Origin of the sequence: Thermoactinomyces sp. CICC 10523 (assembly GCF_016055105.1) — a bacterium.
Classification (GTDB): Bacteria; Bacillota; Bacilli; order Thermoactinomycetales; family Thermoactinomycetaceae; genus Thermoactinomyces_A; species Thermoactinomyces_A daqus.
In genome coordinates, this window is the sequence record NZ_JAECVX010000001.1 from 26,432 (window position 1) to 45,030 (window position 18,599).

The following is an 18,599-nucleotide window of genomic DNA, read 5'->3' on the forward strand; positions in this document are numbered from 1 at the left end:
TGATTAATGAATCAAAAAAGTGACGCAGAATTCATATGGCCAGATTTGTATTGATTCCGGACATCCCCCAAAGAATTGATGCCAGGATATTGGTCACTTTATAAACCAATGCCGTCTGTTGCATTGTCAGCGAATACATCTGCGTCTTCGATATATCGGCGTATGGTCTGAATGGACTTATGACCAGTTTGCTTCATGATGGCGTACTCGCTTTTTTTGTTGCGATGGGCAGTCGTAATGAATCCACGTCGGAGACTATGACCAGCGAAGTCTTTGGGATCGAATCCTGCTTGTTGACAGATTCGCTTGATAATATAGGCAACGCCATCTCCGGTAAGGCGTCCTTTGACATTGCCGTGGCGGTCGACTTTGCGAAAGAGTGCTCCGGTGGTAATGCCGGATTCGCTGATCCATTTCTGAAGGGAACGAACTGGGCAAGTTTGCGGATGCGAACCATATTTGATTCCCACTTTGCGACCACGGCCTTCCTGATCCGTTTTGGAACGGCGGATATGGAGTAAAACGCCTTCATCGCTAAACTCGACATCTTCGACATCGAGGGAAACCAATTCAGAGCGGCGGGAACCAGAAGCAAAACCAATTAAAAGCAAAGCGCGGTTTCGGTGGCCAAGTAATGTATCCGGAATAGTTTGGCACATGGCTTTGATGATTTCGATGCTGGCGGCTTTCTTTTGCTTTGGTGCGGTCCCCAGCTCTCGGCGAATCCCTTGCCAGGTGGCGCGTACTTTTGCGGTGTGAGTCGGGCTTTCAAACCCTGCCATTTGATGCGCCTGACTGATGGAAGCGATGCGGCGCTGAATGGTAGAGGCTTTATAGCCTTGATCGGCAAGATCGGCGATGTAGTCGGATACGTTTTGTGGATCAGCCGGGATCGGGTTAACGTCGCGTTCTTGACACCAACCCAAAAAGTGCTGCCAATCTGTCCGATAGGCTTTTCGGGTATTGGCCGATTTGGATGATTCCATATACTTTTTTGCTCTACTTTCATAAAGGGTTGGAGTTGAATTTTCATTACCGACTATCTCGGTTTTGATAATCGGAATTCGAAATGATTTCATGTGATCACTCATTTCTAACTTCGGATAATTTTATATTATCATAAGTTATAAAGAGGATAAAATACGAATTTTTGTTTGTGTAAAAATAGCGTGAATTTACCATCCATTTCCAATAAAATGGAAGGAGGAGGGGATTCAAGAAAGAGGAAAGTGAAAGGTTTAGCAATCAAAAAAAACAAAAAAGAGGTGTTTTCTTTGTTGAAAAGAACAGTTTCAGTCTTGGTATGCCTCGTTTTATTAGCGCTTCCGCTAGTCAGTTATGCTGCTACCCACAGTTTTGTTTACGACTTCAACAAATCGATAAGAAGCCGTGATTTCAAATTTAAAGGCTATCATGATTTGACGCTTACCTTTAAATCCGTCACTTGCCGAAAAAATCAAACCATGAAAGTAGAGGTCAAACACAATGTTTCCTGGGGACGGGATACCACAATAGCCCGTAAAAATATATCTGAGTGCGGTGGAACCATCAGACATATTGGTTTTGATAACAAAACGCCTGTTTATTTTATCGTGACCAAAAACACAAAGGACAAATTTTGGGTTCAGGGAACCGGGAAAATCCACAACTGATCCGGTTTGATGAGTAAACTCAACAAATCTTAAATCTCCATATCACAAGAAATGAGAACACTTTTAGATTTTTCGATTTTTATGCCCTATTTCATTTTGGGGGTACCTAGGGTATTCGAAATAAAATTTCATCGCTCTATGAGGCTTCTAGACGCCTCTTTTTTGTTGTTTTGAGGTTTTTTGAACAAAAAAACCGCCTCAGCAGGCGGTGGTAAGTATATCAATCCGTCGTGGTGTTGTTGGTTTTCAGTTTCCCTGTTTAGAGACAAATCTTTTTTAATTTCTACTCATCAACATAGACAAGCCTGGTGAAATTCGTTTCCTGCTATCCATCGTTTTTACAAATCACGGATAAACGAACGTCACAACCTGATTTCCTTATGTATCAGCTACAATATCTTTCTTGGGCATGACTTCTGGATGAAATCCATCCTCTTGAACATATCCCTTCATCGACCAAATTCTCAGACGTTTCTCTCTCGCATCAGCTTCTGCTTTCCGGTATATATCTTCATAAGCATATTTTCCGTAGGCATAAGCCACCCGGGCGTATCCATTCTTTAATAATAAGCGGTTTAAATTTTGGCCGTTCACAAACACATGACCAATCAGACGGCCATATTTGTCTTTTGCACCTGTACCGTGTAATTCAACTTCAACAAGTTTAGCCTGAGAGATTCTCCGCTTCGTAAATTGTTTGGCTTCTTCTCCATACGGCTGTTTCCCCTTTTGGGCGTGACGGGTCTCCGGGCAATCTACTAAAATCAGGCGGATTTTTACCTTTTCACCTCTCACGATCCCCCGAATGGTATCTCCATCAATGGCTTCCGCTTGCTTTACGACCAGACGTCCCTTTTTGGGCTTTCTTGTCTTCCTGGAAGTCTTCTTTCGACCTGTAAAAAGCTGATACACCCATTTAATGATGGTTTGGATAATTCCTATTTTCATTGATCCACCCCCTGTTCATTATAGCAATAGAATTCTGATTTAAAAATATAGAAACATTTTTTTGATGAACAAACAGCAATTGGCTGCCCATTTACAAATAAATAACTTGAACCCATAGAGGGTTCAAGTTATTTATTGTAGTGTTTGGTTTCAATCTTTTTTCTTCGCTGCCCAATCGGTGAGTACAACATTCGGCAGATATGTCTCAAAGGTCTGGACATTGGAACCGTCTGCATTCATCGTCCATACCTGGTTTTCGTTTCCATCAAAAACATTTGGCCCCGAGAAAGTGATACGGGTTCCATCAGGGGACCAGACGGGACCATCTAAATCCTCGTTGATTTGAGATGTAAGATTCGTTGGATTACTTCCATCTGCGTCCATGACATACACATCGGTTCCATCAAAGGCATAACGAGTGTAAAGAATCTTGGAACCATCGGGAGACCAACGGGCATCAAACTCAGCCGTTTCATTACTTGCGTCTCCGGTTAATTGCTTCACATCAGATCCATCAATGTTCATAACGTAGATATGGTTTCTTCCATCCCGGTCGGAGTGAAACACAATTTTCGTGCCATCGGGAGAGATGTCCGGAGAGGAATTATAGAAAGGCTCAGTTTGTGTGAGTTGCACCGGATCGCTGCCATCTGCATTCATCAGCCATATATCGAAATGTCTTTCAAACACAATTTTACTTCCATCCTTTGACCATCTGGCGTACGAACCTGTTCCGATCTTTACAGGATTTTTTCCATTAGGATCGGAAACCATAATATCGCCATTATTGGTGCTATAGAGCAATTTCTTTCCATCTGGTGAAAGATCCGGAGTTCGACCGTCGGTGATTCGCTTAATGTTAGTACCGTCCGGGTTCATTCTGTAAACTCCAGTATCCATCCGATCGTCGTCAGGAAGCCATCGGGCACTTTCAAAGTAGATCAATTCTTTTTCTTTTGCAAAGCTCGGGGAAGGACTAAACAAAGCTGACGCCAAAGCAATTCCACCAATAAGAACCCATAATTTTCTGATAATAGGATACCTCCTTATTGCTTGTCTATTAATTTATTCGGTTCAAGTTTAAGATTTCTGTCTCATCACTTGACGTTTACTTAATTAAATATTTTAATAATTTTGAGTATACGTGCTCGATTGATCGTGGAACAAGAACTTCAATTGAAAGACATGTAGATTCCATGATATCTAGCCAAGAAATAAAGGAGATAGAAAAATTACTGGATCAAAAACCGGGAACAGCTTTCATCATTATTGCCGACAAGGCTGTTTTGGAAGAAACAACACGAAGTTTCACTCCAGAAGTAAGGGAAACACCGCAAAAGAAACTGAGGGAGTTAACAGACGGGCTGGCAAAAATCCATGATGCAACGATTAAGATTGATGATCAGCGGGGGGATCCTGCAGTGGTAAACCACAATCGGGAAGTGGACGTGATCATGGATGTGGCAAGAGAGGTGTTCGGCTCCGAAAATACAAGGATGACAAAGCCGAACATGGTCGGCGAGGATTTTTCTTATTATCTCAAAAAAGCTCCGGGCGCTTTTTTGCTTTGTTGGAGCAGGAGATTCAAATAAACCAGTCTATCCGCACCACCATCCCCGCTTTCAGCTTGATTCTCTTGCAGCGGAATGGTTTTGTCGGCTGACCCATGAAATATTTGGGGTGATTGGGAGTGAGGAAAGAAGCAACTGACTTGTGCCTCACTGCCAATCACAATATGAAGTATCATTAGCGATTTATCGTGCAGGAATCACTTCAGCCGGCTTCTCATCCAATACACTGATCGGGCTAAACGCCTCAAAGTGAATTCGTTTTTTCGGAATTTCCATTTCCAATAATCCCCGGTAAATCGCCTTCATGAATGGAAGGGGTCCGCAAAAATAAAACATTCCATCCGCATGGGGGAGAATGGATTCCAACCAACTGCGATCGATAAATCCTTCCTTGTCAAAGCTTCCTGCCTGACGATCTTTTTCCGTCGGTTTTTCATAACAGACATAAGACTTGATATTGGGGTTTTCGTTTGCCAATCGGGAGACTTCATCTTTCATGGCGTGTACGTTTCCGTTGATGGCTGCGTGAATGAAAGTCACCTTTCGTTCCGGCTGCCGTTCCGCTGTTGTTTTCAGCATACTCATCAATGGCGTCAATCCCACACCGCCACTGATCAGAACAAGCGGGGCCGGATCATCCGTATTCAAAACAAAGTCTCCGGCCGGTGCGCTGAAAGCCAGAAGATCCCCTTCATTTATCTGGTGATGAAGGTAATTGGACACAATCCCCGGCGGATTTCCATGGTGCGCATCTTCTCTTTTCACCGTAATCCGGTAGTAATCTTTGTCCGGTACATCAGACAGGCTGTAATGCCGGATATGTTCGTACTTCTCACCCGGAATCCTTGCTCTCAAGGTCAGATATTGTCCGGGCAAATAGCTTGCAATCTCCTTCCCATCCGCAGGCTTTAAGTAAAAAGATGTAATGACGTCACTTTCTTTCACTTTGCGATCCACCACGAAATCCCTGAATCCACTCCATCCTCCTGGTTGGGATTCTGCCTGTTCATACAACTCCCGTTCTATTTTCATGAAAAGATCGGAGAGGTACTGATACGCTTCACTCCATGCCTCGAGGATTTCCGCGTTTACCTGGTTCCCCAACACATCATGCACTGCTTGGATCAAATTTTCTCCCACAATCGGATATTGCTCAGGAACCACTCCGATCGCCCGATGTTTATGGGCAATCCGTGTGATGATGGGCCGGATCGCGTCCAGATTGTCGATATGTTCTCCGGCCGCGTAAACGGAATGGGCCAGCGCTTTCTGCTGAATCCCCCGCCGTTGATTCGTTTGGTTAAACAAATTGTACAGTTCGGGATGACTTCCGAAAAGCAACTGATAAAACCGTTTCCCAATGGCTTCACTGTGCTTTTGAAGGATCGGTGCCGTCGCTTTGACGATCTGAATCGTTCTGCTGTTCATCGTAATACCTCCTCTGTTTGATATGTTGCTTATTCTGTGCTTCCGATATTCAGGCTCCTTGCTTTATCGTTATATCAAAGCGGAGACAGCAAATTGTGAAACAGATCACAAATAGACAGCGGCGAAACCATCCTTCATCCTTCAAGTTCCCGAGAAATACTTGCTGCGAATTCCGCCCCTAATGTGAACCCACTTTAATCAACAGTAAATTCGCATCTTCTATTGCCGCGATGTCATGTTCCTGAAAAGGATTCATATGCAGCAATGAACCCGATTTCATATGAAATTTCTGTTCGGACACGCCGAACAAGACTTCCCCTTCTATAACATAAACGATCACATGGCAGTTTGCATGATGACGGGGAATCTTTTTGCCAGCCTTTAACTGCAGGTTCATGACCGCTCCTTCTTCAAAATCGAGCAACTTGGACCGGGCAACCCCTTTCTCCCCGCTTAATTGGTTTTTGATCTCCACTACTGACATAAGATCATCCCCCTTCAATTCTGAACGATGATTTTACTCAGATTCCATTCCTCTTCGCATCTCCTCTGCTTTCACGTCTCTGGCAATTTCCTCTTTTTCATCCTTGGACAAAACGAGACTGAACAGCGGAAATAGATAATGATCCTCTTTTTCAATATGTTTTTTCAACAGATATGCAAGCAATCCCATCTTCTGGATCAGCTCATGCGAAGGATTTTCGGGATCATGATTTTTAAACATTATCTTGGCTTCTTCATAATGTTTGCGAATGATCTCATGCTCACTCTTCAATTTGTAAATCGGGCCCACTTCGGTTTCCGGAATGTGTTTTACCAAACGCGAAAGAATATATTTTTCTTCATATAAAAAGTGGTGATCCAATTCATGGCCGATTTCACCTAAAACTTTGTCATAAAGTTCGGTGTTATATCCTTCTCTTACCCGATCCATCCATTGGCTTAATGAAGCGTGTTCTTCGATGAAAGAATGCAGTTCAGGCGCGACGATCCCCAAAATTTTTTCCGATTCACTCACATTCGTTTTTTGCCAATCTGTTAAATCCAGTTTTGGTTGATACTTTGGTCTTGACATCCTGATCTGCTCCTTATTGCGGATTTTTCCAAAGCTTGTGTACCAATGCTTAAGCAAGCTTCAGTTTTTTTGCGAGAAAATCTTTTTCCTCGGACGAAAGCAACCGTTCCGCCATGGGAAAAAGAACATTTTCTTCTTTCATAAAATGCTGGGACAAAACATGATAAGCTTCAATCATAAACGCGGTGATTTCCTTTGCCTTTTCAATATGAACAGATGCGTCCGCCTGATTGAGCTTTTCGATAAAAGTTTGCAGATTTTTCTTCCCTTGCTGATGCTCATATTCCATCACTGCGATCGGACCCGTTTCTCTGCCGATGTACTGAGCCATCAATGTGAAGAGAAACTCTTCTTCCCGTTCTGAATGTGCAGTCAGCTCCTGCTCGAAGCGAATGGCTTTCTCCTTTAAACCGGGCCAGTCAATTGGATGTTCCCTTGCTGCTTCGGCCAACTGAAACAGCTGCTCCATTTGCTCCCTCAATGTCACATGTTCTTGCTTGAATTGCTGCAGGGCAGGGCACAAAGGAACATCTCCCCCCATCATGTGACCGCAATGAAAAGGCATCTCATTCATCGTTCTTTTTCCCTCCATTTCCACGATGCAGGTTTCAAGAAAGATGCAACCCATCCCAAGTTGCTCCCACGCGAAAAAGCCAAAGAGATGCAACATCCAAACTCTTACTTTTTCATGCCCAATTATACTTTGGTGACTTAACATTCCGCTGTGAGCGATATCACTCCTTCCCCTCTGTCACATAATTTCCACAAAATACAACAAGACAAATTTGAAGATGAGCAAACGTAAACAATCATGTGATTTGTTTCACAAACAGGGCTGCATTTGTATCATTCTCAACTGGAGGAAAGCAAACTTTTCAGTGCATCCAGATTGTAAATAAAGATGCCTTTCCGGCTGATCTCGAGCAGTTGATCCTTTTTAAGCTGATTTAACACCCGGTTGACCGATTCCCTTGACATTCCCAACATATTTGCAAAATCCTGGTTTGTTAATGGGATTGAGATATAAACGCCACCATCCTTTTCATTTCCGTACTCCTCCACCAACTGCAATAATGACACGATCATTTTTCGATGAATATCGCCCGAGATCACCCCGTGTAAACGCCTTTGCATCTGAAGGAGCCTTTTATCCATCATTTTCATGACTGACTTGGCTATTTGCGGGTTTGAACTCAGCAACTGATTAAAACTTCCCAGCGGGATTGCCAGCAATTCACAATCCGTGACAGTTTGCGCTGTTCCTGGATACGGGATGTCATCGAAAAATCCCACGTGAGGAAACATTTCCCCCTTTGGCAAAAGGCAGATAACCTGTTCGTTTCCGTTATTGTCAACCTTCGTAACCTTAATGATTCCCGAATGAATGAAATAAACGGCGCTCCGTTCCTGACCTTCTGTAAAAACGGTTGAATGCTTTCGATAATGACGCAAAAACGCTATTCCGGAAACCTTTTTCAATTCTTCCTCGTTCAACCCGCTAAACACGGGAACATGTTTAACAACCTCAAATTTATGATCCATCCAAACCGCCCCCACATTGTTAAATCGTTCGCAAGCTTAAGCAGAATCACCAAAAAATCAGGCCTTAAGATGTTGTAACCGATCCCGCTCCGGCTCTGTCTCGCACGAAACGGACAGAACCCTTATCGCCCGAAAACAACTTCATCCGTTTTTTGTAACTAACTTCTTTTTACACGAGATCGCTTTGCGCAGCCAAGTGTCAAAAGACAATCATTCTGTGGATTTTTTGTGACACAACTCATTTTGTGAAATAAATCACATTCATTTCGTTCAACACCTCATACACTGGTTGTAAGCACGGATAAATTAAATCGCTCTTGTTATACGAATGGAGGTTATCCAATGAAATACCGCAACATGCCCGGTATTGACAAGCCGGTTTCCGAAGTTGGCTTCGGTGTTTGGTCCGTTGCCACTCCGTGGTGGGGCGTAAATGACGACAAGCTCGGCAAACGCCTGCTGCGCATGGCATACGAAGATTACGGCATTACATTTTTTGATACCGGCGATGTGTACGGCCAAGGCAAAGGAGAAACACTCTTGTCAGAAGCACTGGAAGGACTTCGTGACAACGTGGTGATTGCCACCAAATTCGGCTACGACATCTATGCCAAGCGGGGCGACCGTCACGGCAGACACTCCGAATTGCCCCAACGGTGGGATGCAGCCTCAATCCGCCAGTCCTGCGAAGAAAGCTTGCGCCGATTGAAAACGGATGTGATCGACCTCTACCAACTTCATAATCCAAGAATGGAAGCAATTCAAAGCGATGAAGTGCTTGAGACGCTGGAACGATTGAAAGGGGAAGGAAAAATCCGCTCCTACGGTGTCGCATTGGGGCCGGACATCGGCTGGAAGGATGAAGGATTGGCCACCCTCCGCGATGAGCGGTATGACATGGCGCAAATCATCAACAACATGCTGGAACAGGATCCCGCCAGAGAACTGATCCGGGAGGCGGAAAAGCGGAACAAAGCCTTGATTGTCCGTGTCCCGCATGCATCGGGGCTCCTTGACGGCACCTATGACCCGGACAAACATTTCAACAAACATGACCATCGCGATCACCGGCCGGTCAAGTGGATGAAAGCTGGTCTGGCCGCAGTTCAACAATTGAAATTCCTGTACGAAGGAACTGACCGGACGATTGGCCAAGCGTCCATTCTCTTCTCGTTAGCCAATCCATCGATCAAATCAGTGCTCCCCAATATCACCACTGAAGAAAACTTGCGTGAATTTGCCGAGGCGCCTGACAAAACTCCGCTTACGGAAGAGGAAATGAAGAAGCTTGAAGAGTTGTGGGAAACCAGCATGAAAGAGCAATTGAAACAGCCGTTCTCCGACAGCAAAATCAAGCCGACACCGGTAGCACCTCGATAACAACCGCTCGGACAGGAACTCCAACATCACTTTCGGAGCAGTCACGGAAAGTCAAGTGACAAAACATCGACGTTAATGTCAACTTTCCGTGAACTCGCCCCTTTTTGTGAAATTAATCACATTTTCTTTGTCCGTTTCCGCTTACATTCTTTTACGCAGAGAAAATTTCAATCTGACCATGGGGGTGTGAAACCAGTGAAGAAAACGGGGATCTCAAGCCGGCTGAAAAAACTTCTTTTGTGTTCCCCTCTTTTATTCTTATTGACCGGATGCAGCGACAAATATATCCTGCTCAATCCTGCCGGCCCGGTAGCACAGACAGAGCACAGACTCATCTTACTTTCCGCCATTTTGGTTGCGATCGTCGTGATTCCTGTCATCGTTCTTCTTGTCTTTATCGTGATTCGTTACCGAGAACGTCCGGGAAATCAGGCGCCTTATCAGCCAAATTGGACAGACAGCAAAATTTTGGAGGTTATTTGGTGGGGAATCCCCATTCTGATCGTTGCCATATTGGGGTTCGCCACTGTTCGCGACACGTTCGCGTTGACCCGTCCTCCCAGTGAGCAAAAACCCATCACCATACAGGTTGTCTCGCTGGATTGGAAATGGTTGTTTCTCTATCCTGATTCGAATATTGCCACTGTCAACTACTGTGAAATTCCCACAGGGGTACCGGTTCAATTTGTGTTAACCGCAGATGCCCCCATGAACTCCTTCTGGGTTCCGCAGTTGGGCGGGCAAGAATACACCATGCCGGGAATGGAGATGCGACTCTGGCTGCAGGCAGACCGCGAGGGAGTGTTTGAAGGGCGCGGCGCAAACTTTACCGGAAAAGGATTTGCCCACATGAACTTTCAGGTGGTTGCCAAACCGCAGTCTGAATTTGCGTCATGGGTCAAAAAGGTCAAGGGATCTGCTCCCTCTTTAACCCAGGAGAAATACGATCTACTTGCCAAGCCGAGCGTTGTCAACAAACAGTCTTATTCATCTTACCCGCCTGCACTTTATCAAAATACCGTAAATAAAAACGGCGGGATATATTGGCACCATCCAATGCCAATGAATGAGCCTCATCAAATGCCAATGGAAAACTGACAAGAAAGGTGGGAATGGCGGATGTTAAAGAGTCTGATTTCGTACTTGCAGAACGCGAATCTCATGATACAGATCTCAGCAGTTGCGATCATCTTGACATTGGTCGGGATCGTGTTCGCTTTGACGTATTTCAAAAAATGGGGATGGTTGTGGCGCGAATGGATCACAACCGTCGATCATAAAAAGATCGGGATCATGTATCTGGTTTGCGCGCTGTTGATGTTCTTTCGCGGCGGCGTCGACGCCCTGTTGATGAGAACGCAACTGGCTTTCCCGAATCTGCATTTTTTAAACGCACAACACTACGATGAAATCTTTACCACTCACGGAACCATCATGATTCTGTTCATGGCCATGCCTTTTATCTTTGCCATGTTTAACCTGGTGGTTCCTCTTCAAATCGGCGCACGCGATGTTGCTTTTCCCTTCTTAAACGCCGTAAGTTTTTGGCTGTTTTTCTTCGGTGCAATGCTGTTTAACCTGTCCTTCGTGCTGGGGGGTTCCCCCGATGCCGGTTGGGTGGGCTATCCGCCGCTGTCTGAACTGCCGTATAGCCCGGGACCGGGTGTCAACTATTATGTTCTGGGCATTCAAATATCCGGGATCGGAAGCATTGCGACGGGAATCAACTTTATCGTCACAATCCTGAAAATGCGCGCTCCCGGCATGACCCTGATGCGGATGCCGCTCTTTACCTGGTCTGTTCTTGCATCCTGTATTGTGATTATCTTTGCTTTCCCTGCTTTGACCGTTGCGCTTGCCCTTTTGGGGATGGACCGGATTTTTGGAACCCACTTCTTTACGATGCTGCATGGCGGGAACCCGATGATGTACATCAATCTCTTCTGGGTTTGGGGACATCCTGAGGTTTACATTGTCATCCTGCCGGCATACGGTATTTTCTCTGAAGTGGTCAGCACCTTCTGTCGGAAATATATTTTCGGTTACAAGTCCATGGTGGTTTCACTCATGATGATTAGTATTATCAGCTATTTCGTCTGGGTGCACCATTTCTTCACGATGGGTGCCGGTCCGGGAGTAAACAGCTTCTTTGCCGTGGCATCAATGGCCGTTGGGATTCCCACAGGCGTGAAGGTATTCAACTGGCTGTTTACGATGTTCAGGGGCCGGATCCGAATCACCTTGCCGATGCTTTGGACGCTTGCATTTATCCCTTGCTTTGCCGTCGGCGGAGCAACCGGGATCATGCTCGCAGTGGCTCCAGCAGATTACCAGTTTCACAACAGTTACTTCCTCATCGCTCACTTCCATCAGGTCTTGATCGGTGGGGTTGTGTACGGGCTGCTTGCAGGAATGTATTTCTGGTGGCCCAAGATTTTAGGATTTAAACTGAATGAAACTCTCGGCAAATGGGCGTTTTGGTTCTTTAACCTTGGATTTTATGTCTGCTTTATGCCGCAATACGCGTTGGGATTCATGGGCATGACCCGGCGTGTGTACACTTATCCGGCTGAATCAGGCTGGGGAACGCTCAATTTCGTCTCCACCATCGGCGCGTTTATGATGGGGATCGGATTCCTCTTTATCGTGGCACAAATCCTTTACAGCATTCGCCATGGAGAACGCGACACGACCGGAGATCCATGGGACGGTCGTACGTTGGAATGGTCTCTTCCGTCTCCCGTCCCTCATTACAATTTCGCCCAAATTCCTGTGGTCGATGACATGGATGCCTGGTGGAAAATGAAACAGCAGCAAAAAGAAGGCATTCAGCCACAGAAGGAACCATTGAAGCCGATTCACATGCCAAGCCCTTCATCCCTGCCTTTCTTCATGGGATTGGCGTTTTTCATCTGCGGATTCGGTTTGGTCTTTAACCAATTCACCATAGCCACGATCGGGCTGATCGGTGTAGTGATTTGCATGCTCTGGCGATCGCTTGAAAAAGACACGGGCTATTATATTTCGGTAGAAGAAATCAAGAAAAATGAAGCGGCAGTAAGGGGGTTGTAACATGGTTGAAACAACCGGACGCCCGATCCCAGATCCAAAGTCATCCAAACACCTGCACGGCACGGAAGAAGAAGAAAAAAACATTCTCGGTTTTTGGATTTTCCTTTCTACAGACCTTGTGCTGTTCGCTTGCCTGTTTGCCACCTATCTCGTTCTGCGCACGCATACGGATGGAGGGCCCACAACGGCACAGCTGTTTGACATTCCCATGTTTACGCTTGAAACCTTCATTCTGTTAACCAGCAGTTTTACCTGCGGGCTGGCCGTTCGTGAAATGCGTTACAACAATCTGCGGAGACTGCTCGGATGGCTTGCGGTTACCGTTTTGCTCGGTCTCATATTTGTCGGGATCGAAGCGAGTGAATTTCTTTCCTACTCATCGGAAGGAGCCACCATGCAACGCAGCGCGTTCCTGTCCGGTTTCTTCACACTGGTGGGAACACACGGTCTTCACGTCTCTTTGGGGATTGTTTGGATGATCTCCGTAGGCATTCAGTTGCTGCGTGACCGAATTCATCCCACAACAGCCCGAAAATTGTTCAACGCCGGATTATATTGGCACTTTCTGGATGTAGTATGGGTGATGATCTATACGGTCGTTTATCTCATGGGGGTGATGAAATGAAAAATATAGGGCAACCAGCAAAAAGGACTTTTCCTTGGTCGCATGTGACCGGTTATGTCGGATCGATTGTATTGACGGTTTTGGCACTGCTGTTTACGGTGAAAGCTCCCTTTTCACAAGGGAGCCTCATCACCATCTTATTGGGATTTGCCATCCTTCAAATCCTGATTCAATTAATCTTCTTCATGCATATCACGGAAAAAAACGGGCCGGCTTATCATTCGATTGCGATTGCGCTGGGGTTTTTGTTTACGTTTGCCGTCGTTGCCGGATCGATCTGGGTGATGACATTTGGCTCTCAAGTTCAATGATGAAAGTTTGAGGGGAGAGGGAAAAAATGCCTGACCCATTGTTAAATTCTGTTCAATCAACCAAACGAACCTTTTTGTCGGCCGATTTGGAAAAACTCAAAGCCTGTTTGTCGCTTACCAAGCCACGAATAGCCGTCCTTATGATCTTTTCGGCAATCTGCGCGGCTATCGTCGCCAAGCAAGGCTGGCCTGATATGTGGACCATGTTTGCGCTGGCAACAGGCTTGGCATTTTCCACCGGCGGGTCTGCTGCGATCAACATGTGGTATGACCAGGATATCGACAAAATCATGGAACGAACGATGAACAGGCCGCTTCCCGCCGGGCAGCTTCGTCCGCAAACAGCTTTATTTCTCGGGCTGGGTTTGGGATTGTTGTCCTTGATTTGGTTTCTGGTGTTTGTGAACGCTCTTACCGCCATTCTGTCACTGACCGGTTTTTTGTATTACACCGTGCTTTACACCATGTTGTTGAAAAGAAAAACACCGCAAAATATTGTAATCGGGGGCGGAGCAGGTGCGATTCCTCCAGTGATCGGCTGGGCGGCAGTGACCGGAGATATCGGTTGGCCCGCCGTGATCATGTTTGCGATTATTTTCTTGTGGACCCCTCCCCATTTCTGGCCGCTGGCGATCGTGAAAAATGATGAATATGTGCGTGCAGGCATACCGATGATGCCGGCGGTCCGGGGCTTTAGAACGACGAAAAAACAATGCCTGGTTTACACTTTCATTCTGTTGCTCGCTTCCTGCGGACTGTATTTCACCGGTTATACAGGCGGGATCTATTTGACAATCGCCATTCTTTCCGGCTTGTACTTTTTGTACTATCAGTTACGCATGTGGCGTGAAAACGACGATCGCACGGAGTGGGCAGGACGAGCATTTTATGCTTCCCTTATGTACTTGACTGTTTTATTTGCCACTATGGCCGTTGATTCTCTCATTTAGTATTGGTTTTCTCCTCAAAGAAGGAGAGGTGTTAAGATATGGCAAAGCCCGACATAAGGAGAACAAACATTTATCCGCTCGCTTTTGCCACACTCTTGGGGTTGTTTTTGGTCAATCTCCTGGGTTTTATTGATACCCAAACCGGTTCCGCATTTGGCTGCGGGAGGGATTGGCCTCTTTGCAACGGGAAGATCATTCCGGAAGTGTGGAACACTCATATCGCGATCGAGTTTATCCATCGATTGGTTGTACTCGCTGATCTTCTTTTGCTGCTCTTCCTGATCGCAGCCACATACCGGAGATATCGGGGAAGAAAAGATATCCGGATTTTGATGGGCATCAGCTTTTTGGCCTTTGCCGGGGAAGGGTTTCTGGGAGCAATCAGTGTCTTGACTGACAATCCCCCTTCGGTGCTGGCTCTCCATATGGGAATGTCACTCATCGCGTTTACCTCGCTGTATTTGTGGACAGCCACACTCCGGCAAATCGAAACCGGCAAATACCGGCGATTTGACCTCCAAGATGCCGCCCCTGTCAAACAGATGAAAAGATGGACATGGGGAACACTCATTTACAGTTTTTTGGTTGTTTATTTTGGATCCTATGTTACGTTCACCGGGGCAGGAGGCTATTTCCAGGGATGGCCCTTTCCAACCGAAGCTTACACTCAGGCCGGGTCTGCTTTATTGATTGATTTGACACACAGGTTCATGGCTTTGGTGTTGTTTGTTTTGATTCTGAAGCTGTATCTCTTCACCTCCCGGTTTCGCGGGCAAAGAAAGGATTTACGGGCAGTAAGCCTTCAAACCCTCATTCTCGTGATTTTTCAGATGTTGAGCGGTGCGCTGCTCATTATGACGAAGTTAAACCTGGTTGCCTTTCTTCTCCATGTATCGATCGCAACCTTAATGGTGGGTTCTTTAGGTTTGCTGGGATTAAAAACATCCTTCTTTCAAGAAAAAGAGAGGATGAAGGAATATAACCTTTAAAGGGGTTATGGGAAAATCAATCGTTGAAGAGGAAGTGAAAAAAATGAGCCAAGCTGTAAAAACTTACGAAGGATGGTTTGCCTATCACGATTTTCGCAAAATAGACTGGAACAAATGGAAATCAATCTCCCCTTCCGGGAGGCAGGAAATCATTCTGGAGTTGCTTGATGCGATCGCGGAGTTTTCATCGGTGGAAAACAATAATGAGGGCAGTTTTGGGCAATACGCCATTCTTGGTCATAAAGCGGATCTGTTGTTTCTCCACCTTCGCCCGAATATCGACGAATTAAATGATATCAAAACGAAGTTTAATAAACTGGGCTTTGCCGGTATCACTTCCAATCCGTATTCCTATCTTTCTGTCGTGGAACTCAGCTCTTACACGATCGATCCAGATACGGACCCCCTAAGCGACCCCGCTTTCCGGGAACGTCTCCAGCCAATCTTGCCAAAAACCCAATATACCTGTTTCTATCCCATGAACAAGAGAAGGCTTGGAGAAGACAATTGGTACAGGATCTCCGTTGATGAACGGAAGAAAATGATGAAAAGCCATGGGGTTATTGGACGTTCTTACTCAGGAAAAGTTCGGCAAATCATTACGGGATCAATCGGCCTGGATGACTGGGAATGGGGGGTTTCCCTGTTTTCCGACGATCCATTGTACTTTAAGAAATTGATTACGGAAATGAGGTTTGATGAAGTAAGTGCCCGTTTTGGAGAATTTGGCTCTTTTTATGTCGGATGCAGGTTGACAAATGAAATGCTCTCCTCCATGCTGAACGACAAAACCCCCGATATTCGATAAACCTCCGCAGGAAAATGGAGAGAGACGTTTGAACAACGAAGTAAAAAAAGAGCAGGCCTTCCGCATTCGGAACCTGCTCTTTTTCATGTTCATCATACAGCTTTTCGATCACTTGGCAACAGAAAGGCCAGCACTGATGCAACAATGGGCAAAACCGAGATCACCGACATAATGCTCATGATCCCGTACAGGTCGGTTAAATACCCCATCAGGGTCGCACCAATTCCGCCCGCACCGACACCAAACCCGATCGCCAATCCGGAAGCCATCGCGATGTTGCGGGGCAGCAATCTCTGCATGTAGACGACGGTGACGGCAAATGAGGACAAAACAAAAAAACCGAACAATAACAGGATCAGCCACGCATAGCCCCCTTTTGCATAAGGGAGCAGCAGAGCGAAAGGAATGGAAAAGAGCATGGAACCGACCAATAACCGTTTCATCCCGATTTTGTCCGAGATCGCTCCGCCGATAAACGTCCCCAGAGCACCGGCACCGAGGAACAGAAAATTTAATAATTCAGCATGGCCGTAAGACATGTTCATTTGATGCAAAAAGAAAAAAGGCAAAAAGGCGGATACACCGATTTGGCACCAAGACCGCAGAATAATCACACAAACGAGCAAAAATACGCCCCACCAATGGTTTTTTCCGGTCATCTGCTGTTGCTTGCGCCCATGATCTTCCAGGCGCTCCCGATACCACGGAACCTGGCGGGCTGCCAACAAAAACGCGATCAGACCGATGAGCACAAACCAAAGCAGGCCGCTGCGCCCGGTTGAAATCAAAAACAGAGGAATCATGAGCGGGCCCAGCGCTTGCCCGGCATTGCCGCCGACTTGAAAAATCGCTTGCGCCAATCCTTTTGCATTCCCCGATGCATAATGCGTTCCCCGGGAAGCCTCGGGGTGAAAAGCTCCTGAACCCAAACCCGACAAGGCAATCAAAAATAATACCCATCCGTAGGAAGGAGCAATGCCGGTCAAGGCAAGACCGAGAACGGATAAAAAGACACCGAACGGCAACATCCACACCTTCGGCTTTCGATCCGTCCACGCTCCGAACAGAGGCTGCATCACGGAAGAGGTAATATACGAAAACAGCACAATTAATCCAGTCTGCGTATAACTCAGGGAGAAAGCGTCACGATACATCGGCAACAGGGCCGGCACGATTCCGGTCGTAACCAGATCATTGATCATATGGGTAAAACTGAACGTCCATACCTTCGCTTTTTGCAAGGTGAGGGCGCTGATGCGCTTTCCTTGCCCAACCGATTCCACTCCTGTCCATCTCCTCTCCTTTATTCAGATCGATCCAGATTTTACTTTTCCTGATTATTTCTGCCGTTGAAAATCATTTCTCTTTCCACTTTGCAAACCCGTGTCTTATAGCGAAGATACCATTCCATCCGCCCCCGTTCCTGGGCGATTCGGTGGTAAGAATGTTCCCTCCATCTGCGGATCGCTTCTTCCGATTCCCAATAAGAGACCGTTATTCCGAAACCCTCGGCATCACGTGTACTCTCGATCCCCAAAAATCACGGCATTTCCTGAGCCAGCTCTGCCATCTTGGCAGCCATGGCCTGATACCTGCGCTCCTCTCCGGTTCGCTCCGAAACAAAAATCACGGCATAGTATGGAGGCTCAGGAGTTTTGGCAATTGAATCCATTTACTTCAGCTCCTTTAATTCTGCACAACCATCATCCGGGTCGATGCTCATTCCCATGAGATAAGAATCGAACCATTTTCCCCCTATGTAAAAATCCCGTTTCAATCGTCCCTCTATGGCAAATCCCATTCGTTCATACAGGCGGATGGCCCGCTCATTGTCGACCCGTACCCTCAGATTGATTTTCCGGACTACATGTGATTTCTTCGCCCAATCGATCAAATACTGGAGCAAACGCCTGCCAATCGAACATCCCCAATACTTTTTCAAGACACTGATCCCAAATTCACCCGCGTGTGCAGTACGTGAATATTTTCCTCCGCGGAATACGAGGTTGCCTGCAATTTCTCCCTCAACTTCCGCAATCAGAAACAAATGATTCCTGCTGTTGGCACATTCCTCGATAAACGCACGCTCTTCCTCCATGCTCATGCAAAACTCGTCCGGGGAAAATGTAATAAAATCACTTTCACCCGCCATTTTCCGGATGTAGGAAAGAATCCGGCCGGCATCGTCTGCCCTTCCCTCCCGGATGACGCAAGACCATTCTTTTTTCACAAAACCCCCCTCCTCAAC

At 46.2% G+C, this 18,599-nt stretch carries 20 protein-coding genes and 1 pseudogene; 10 read left to right on the top strand and 11 right to left on the bottom strand.

The genetic code is table 11. The features are described from left to right. Window positions 1-98 precede the first annotated feature (98 nt). Complete coding sequence (locus tag I8U19_RS00135) at window positions 99-1,079, bottom strand: tyrosine-type recombinase/integrase (protein WP_081944047.1); 981 nt, start codon at window positions 1,077-1,079, stop codon at window positions 99-101. Between the two features lie 90 nt (window positions 1,080-1,169). Between I8U19_RS00135 and I8U19_RS00140 the strand changes: the two genes are divergently transcribed. Then, window positions 1,170-1,652: a hypothetical protein gene (locus tag I8U19_RS00140; RefSeq protein WP_198054885.1), complete on the top strand. Its 483-nt coding sequence runs from the start codon at window positions 1,170-1,172 to the stop codon at window positions 1,650-1,652. 378 nt (window positions 1,653-2,030) lie between these two features. Here I8U19_RS00140 and I8U19_RS00145 read toward each other — a convergent pair whose 3' ends face one another. Continuing rightward, window positions 2,031-2,600, bottom strand: coding sequence for a thermonuclease family protein (locus I8U19_RS00145; protein WP_052154480.1), 570 nt, complete (start codon window positions 2,598-2,600; stop codon window positions 2,031-2,033). A gap of 150 nt (window positions 2,601-2,750) precedes the next feature. Continuing rightward, on the bottom strand, window positions 2,751-3,596 hold the full coding sequence (locus tag I8U19_RS00150) for a TolB family protein (RefSeq protein ID WP_198054886.1): 846 nt from the start codon (window positions 3,594-3,596) through the stop codon (window positions 2,751-2,753). Window positions 3,597-3,796: 200 nt separating this feature from the next. On the opposite strand from I8U19_RS00150, the gene I8U19_RS00155 reads away from it, so the two are divergent. Continuing rightward, on the top strand, window positions 3,797-4,192 hold the full coding sequence (locus tag I8U19_RS00155) for a M20/M25/M40 family metallo-hydrolase (RefSeq protein WP_052154306.1): 396 nt from the start codon (window positions 3,797-3,799) through the stop codon (window positions 4,190-4,192). A gap of 162 nt (window positions 4,193-4,354) precedes the next feature. On the opposite strand, the gene hmpA is transcribed toward I8U19_RS00155, so the two are convergent. The 5 genes from hmpA to I8U19_RS00180 form a co-directional block, all read right to left on the bottom strand. Then, window positions 4,355-5,599, bottom strand: a complete 1,245-nt coding sequence (gene hmpA / locus I8U19_RS00160) for an NO-inducible flavohemoprotein (RefSeq protein WP_198054887.1) — start codon at window positions 5,597-5,599, stop codon at window positions 4,355-4,357. 178 nt (window positions 5,600-5,777) lie between these two features. Then, complete coding sequence (locus I8U19_RS00165; RefSeq protein WP_198054888.1) at window positions 5,778-6,083, bottom strand: AraC family ligand binding domain-containing protein; 306 nt, start codon at window positions 6,081-6,083, stop codon at window positions 5,778-5,780. Between the two features lie 33 nt (window positions 6,084-6,116). After that, window positions 6,117-6,674 (bottom strand): hemerythrin domain-containing protein, encoded by a 558-nt coding sequence (locus tag I8U19_RS00170; protein WP_033101582.1) that lies wholly within the window; start codon window positions 6,672-6,674, stop codon window positions 6,117-6,119. Between the two features lie 49 nt (window positions 6,675-6,723). Further along, a complete protein-coding gene (locus I8U19_RS00175; RefSeq protein ID WP_309485177.1) occupies window positions 6,724-7,302 on the bottom strand; it encodes a hemerythrin domain-containing protein in 579 nt (192 codons plus the stop codon). A 224-nt stretch (window positions 7,303-7,526) separates the two neighbouring features. Continuing rightward, window positions 7,527-8,216, bottom strand: coding sequence for a Crp/Fnr family transcriptional regulator (locus tag I8U19_RS00180; protein WP_198054889.1), 690 nt, complete (start codon window positions 8,214-8,216; stop codon window positions 7,527-7,529). Between the two features lie 342 nt (window positions 8,217-8,558). On the opposite strand from I8U19_RS00180, the gene I8U19_RS00185 reads away from it, so the two are divergent. The 8 genes from I8U19_RS00185 to hemQ all read left to right on the top strand — a co-directional run bounded on the left by I8U19_RS00185 (window position 8,559) and on the right by hemQ (window position 16,351). Continuing rightward, window positions 8,559-9,596, top strand: a complete 1,038-nt coding sequence (locus tag I8U19_RS00185) for an aldo/keto reductase (protein ID WP_198054890.1) — start codon at window positions 8,559-8,561, stop codon at window positions 9,594-9,596. Between the two features lie 195 nt (window positions 9,597-9,791). Further along, on the top strand, window positions 9,792-10,694 hold the full coding sequence (locus I8U19_RS00190; protein WP_235281685.1) for a ubiquinol oxidase subunit II: 903 nt from the start codon (window positions 9,792-9,794) through the stop codon (window positions 10,692-10,694). Between the two features lie 21 nt (window positions 10,695-10,715). After that, a complete protein-coding gene (qoxB, locus tag I8U19_RS00195; protein ID WP_052154305.1) occupies window positions 10,716-12,668 on the top strand; it encodes a cytochrome aa3 quinol oxidase subunit I in 1,953 nt (650 codons plus the stop codon). Window position 12,669: 1 nt separating this feature from the next. Continuing rightward, complete coding sequence (gene qoxC, locus I8U19_RS00200) at window positions 12,670-13,293, top strand: cytochrome aa3 quinol oxidase subunit III (RefSeq protein WP_033101579.1); 624 nt, start codon at window positions 12,670-12,672, stop codon at window positions 13,291-13,293. Continuing rightward, on the top strand, window positions 13,290-13,604 hold the full coding sequence (locus I8U19_RS00205; protein ID WP_033101578.1) for a cytochrome o ubiquinol oxidase subunit IV: 315 nt from the start codon (window positions 13,290-13,292) through the stop codon (window positions 13,602-13,604). Before qoxC ends, I8U19_RS00205 begins: the two co-directional genes overlap by 4 nt. A 26-nt stretch (window positions 13,605-13,630) precedes the next feature. Continuing rightward, a complete protein-coding gene (locus tag I8U19_RS00210) occupies window positions 13,631-14,554 on the top strand; it encodes a heme o synthase (protein WP_198054891.1) in 924 nt (307 codons plus the stop codon). Between the two features lie 38 nt (window positions 14,555-14,592). Further along, window positions 14,593-15,543, top strand: a complete 951-nt coding sequence (locus I8U19_RS00215; protein WP_198054892.1) for a COX15/CtaA family protein — start codon at window positions 14,593-14,595, stop codon at window positions 15,541-15,543. A gap of 43 nt (window positions 15,544-15,586) precedes the next feature. Then, window positions 15,587-16,351, top strand: coding sequence for a hydrogen peroxide-dependent heme synthase (gene hemQ, locus I8U19_RS00220; RefSeq protein WP_033101592.1), 765 nt, complete (start codon window positions 15,587-15,589; stop codon window positions 16,349-16,351). 92 nt (window positions 16,352-16,443) lie between these two features. On the opposite strand, the gene I8U19_RS00225 is transcribed toward hemQ, so the two are convergent. The 3 genes and pseudogenes from I8U19_RS00225 to I8U19_RS00235 all read right to left on the bottom strand — a co-directional run bounded on the left by I8U19_RS00225 (window position 16,444) and on the right by I8U19_RS00235 (window position 18,581). Then, window positions 16,444-17,634, bottom strand: a complete 1,191-nt coding sequence (locus tag I8U19_RS00225; RefSeq protein ID WP_370589274.1) for an MFS transporter — start codon at window positions 17,632-17,634, stop codon at window positions 16,444-16,446. A 41-nt stretch (window positions 17,635-17,675) separates the two neighbouring features. Next, window positions 17,676-18,023: pseudogene (locus tag I8U19_RS00230) on the bottom strand (antibiotic biosynthesis monooxygenase family protein). Beyond that, window positions 18,024-18,581 (bottom strand): GNAT family N-acetyltransferase, encoded by a 558-nt coding sequence (locus tag I8U19_RS00235; RefSeq protein ID WP_052154303.1) that lies wholly within the window; start codon window positions 18,579-18,581, stop codon window positions 18,024-18,026. Window positions 18,582-18,599 lie beyond the last annotated feature (18 nt).

Excerpts from the sequence above, each read along its gene's own strand:
- I8U19_RS00135 (WP_081944047.1), bottom strand. The coding sequence starts at position 1,079 with ATGAAATCATTTCGAATTCCGATTATCAAAACCGAGATAGTCGGTAAT.
- I8U19_RS00145 (WP_052154480.1), bottom strand. The coding sequence starts at position 2,600 with ATGAAAATAGGAATTATCCAAACCATCATTAAATGGGTGTATCAGCTT.
- I8U19_RS00155 (WP_052154306.1), top strand. The coding sequence starts at position 3,797 with ATGATATCTAGCCAAGAAATAAAGGAGATAGAAAAATTACTGGATCAA.
- hmpA (WP_198054887.1), bottom strand. The coding sequence starts at position 5,599 with ATGAACAGCAGAACGATTCAGATCGTCAAAGCGACGGCACCGATCCTT.
- I8U19_RS00165 (WP_198054888.1), bottom strand. The coding sequence starts at position 6,083 with ATGTCAGTAGTGGAGATCAAAAACCAATTAAGCGGGGAGAAAGGGGTT.
- I8U19_RS00170 (WP_033101582.1), bottom strand. The coding sequence starts at position 6,674 with ATGTCAAGACCAAAGTATCAACCAAAACTGGATTTAACAGATTGGCAA.
- I8U19_RS00175 (WP_309485177.1), bottom strand. The coding sequence starts at position 7,302 with ATGGGTTGCATCTTTCTTGAAACCTGCATCGTGGAAATGGAGGGAAAA.
- I8U19_RS00180 (WP_198054889.1), bottom strand. The coding sequence starts at position 8,216 with ATGGATCATAAATTTGAGGTTGTTAAACATGTTCCCGTGTTTAGCGGG.
- I8U19_RS00185 (WP_198054890.1), top strand. The coding sequence starts at position 8,559 with ATGAAATACCGCAACATGCCCGGTATTGACAAGCCGGTTTCCGAAGTT.
- qoxB (WP_052154305.1), top strand. The coding sequence starts at position 10,716 with ATGTTAAAGAGTCTGATTTCGTACTTGCAGAACGCGAATCTCATGATA.
- qoxC (WP_033101579.1), top strand. The coding sequence starts at position 12,670 with ATGGTTGAAACAACCGGACGCCCGATCCCAGATCCAAAGTCATCCAAA.
- I8U19_RS00205 (WP_033101578.1), top strand. The coding sequence starts at position 13,290 with ATGAAAAATATAGGGCAACCAGCAAAAAGGACTTTTCCTTGGTCGCAT.
- I8U19_RS00210 (WP_198054891.1), top strand. The coding sequence starts at position 13,631 with ATGCCTGACCCATTGTTAAATTCTGTTCAATCAACCAAACGAACCTTT.
- I8U19_RS00215 (WP_198054892.1), top strand. The coding sequence starts at position 14,593 with ATGGCAAAGCCCGACATAAGGAGAACAAACATTTATCCGCTCGCTTTT.
- hemQ (WP_033101592.1), top strand. The coding sequence starts at position 15,587 with ATGAGCCAAGCTGTAAAAACTTACGAAGGATGGTTTGCCTATCACGAT.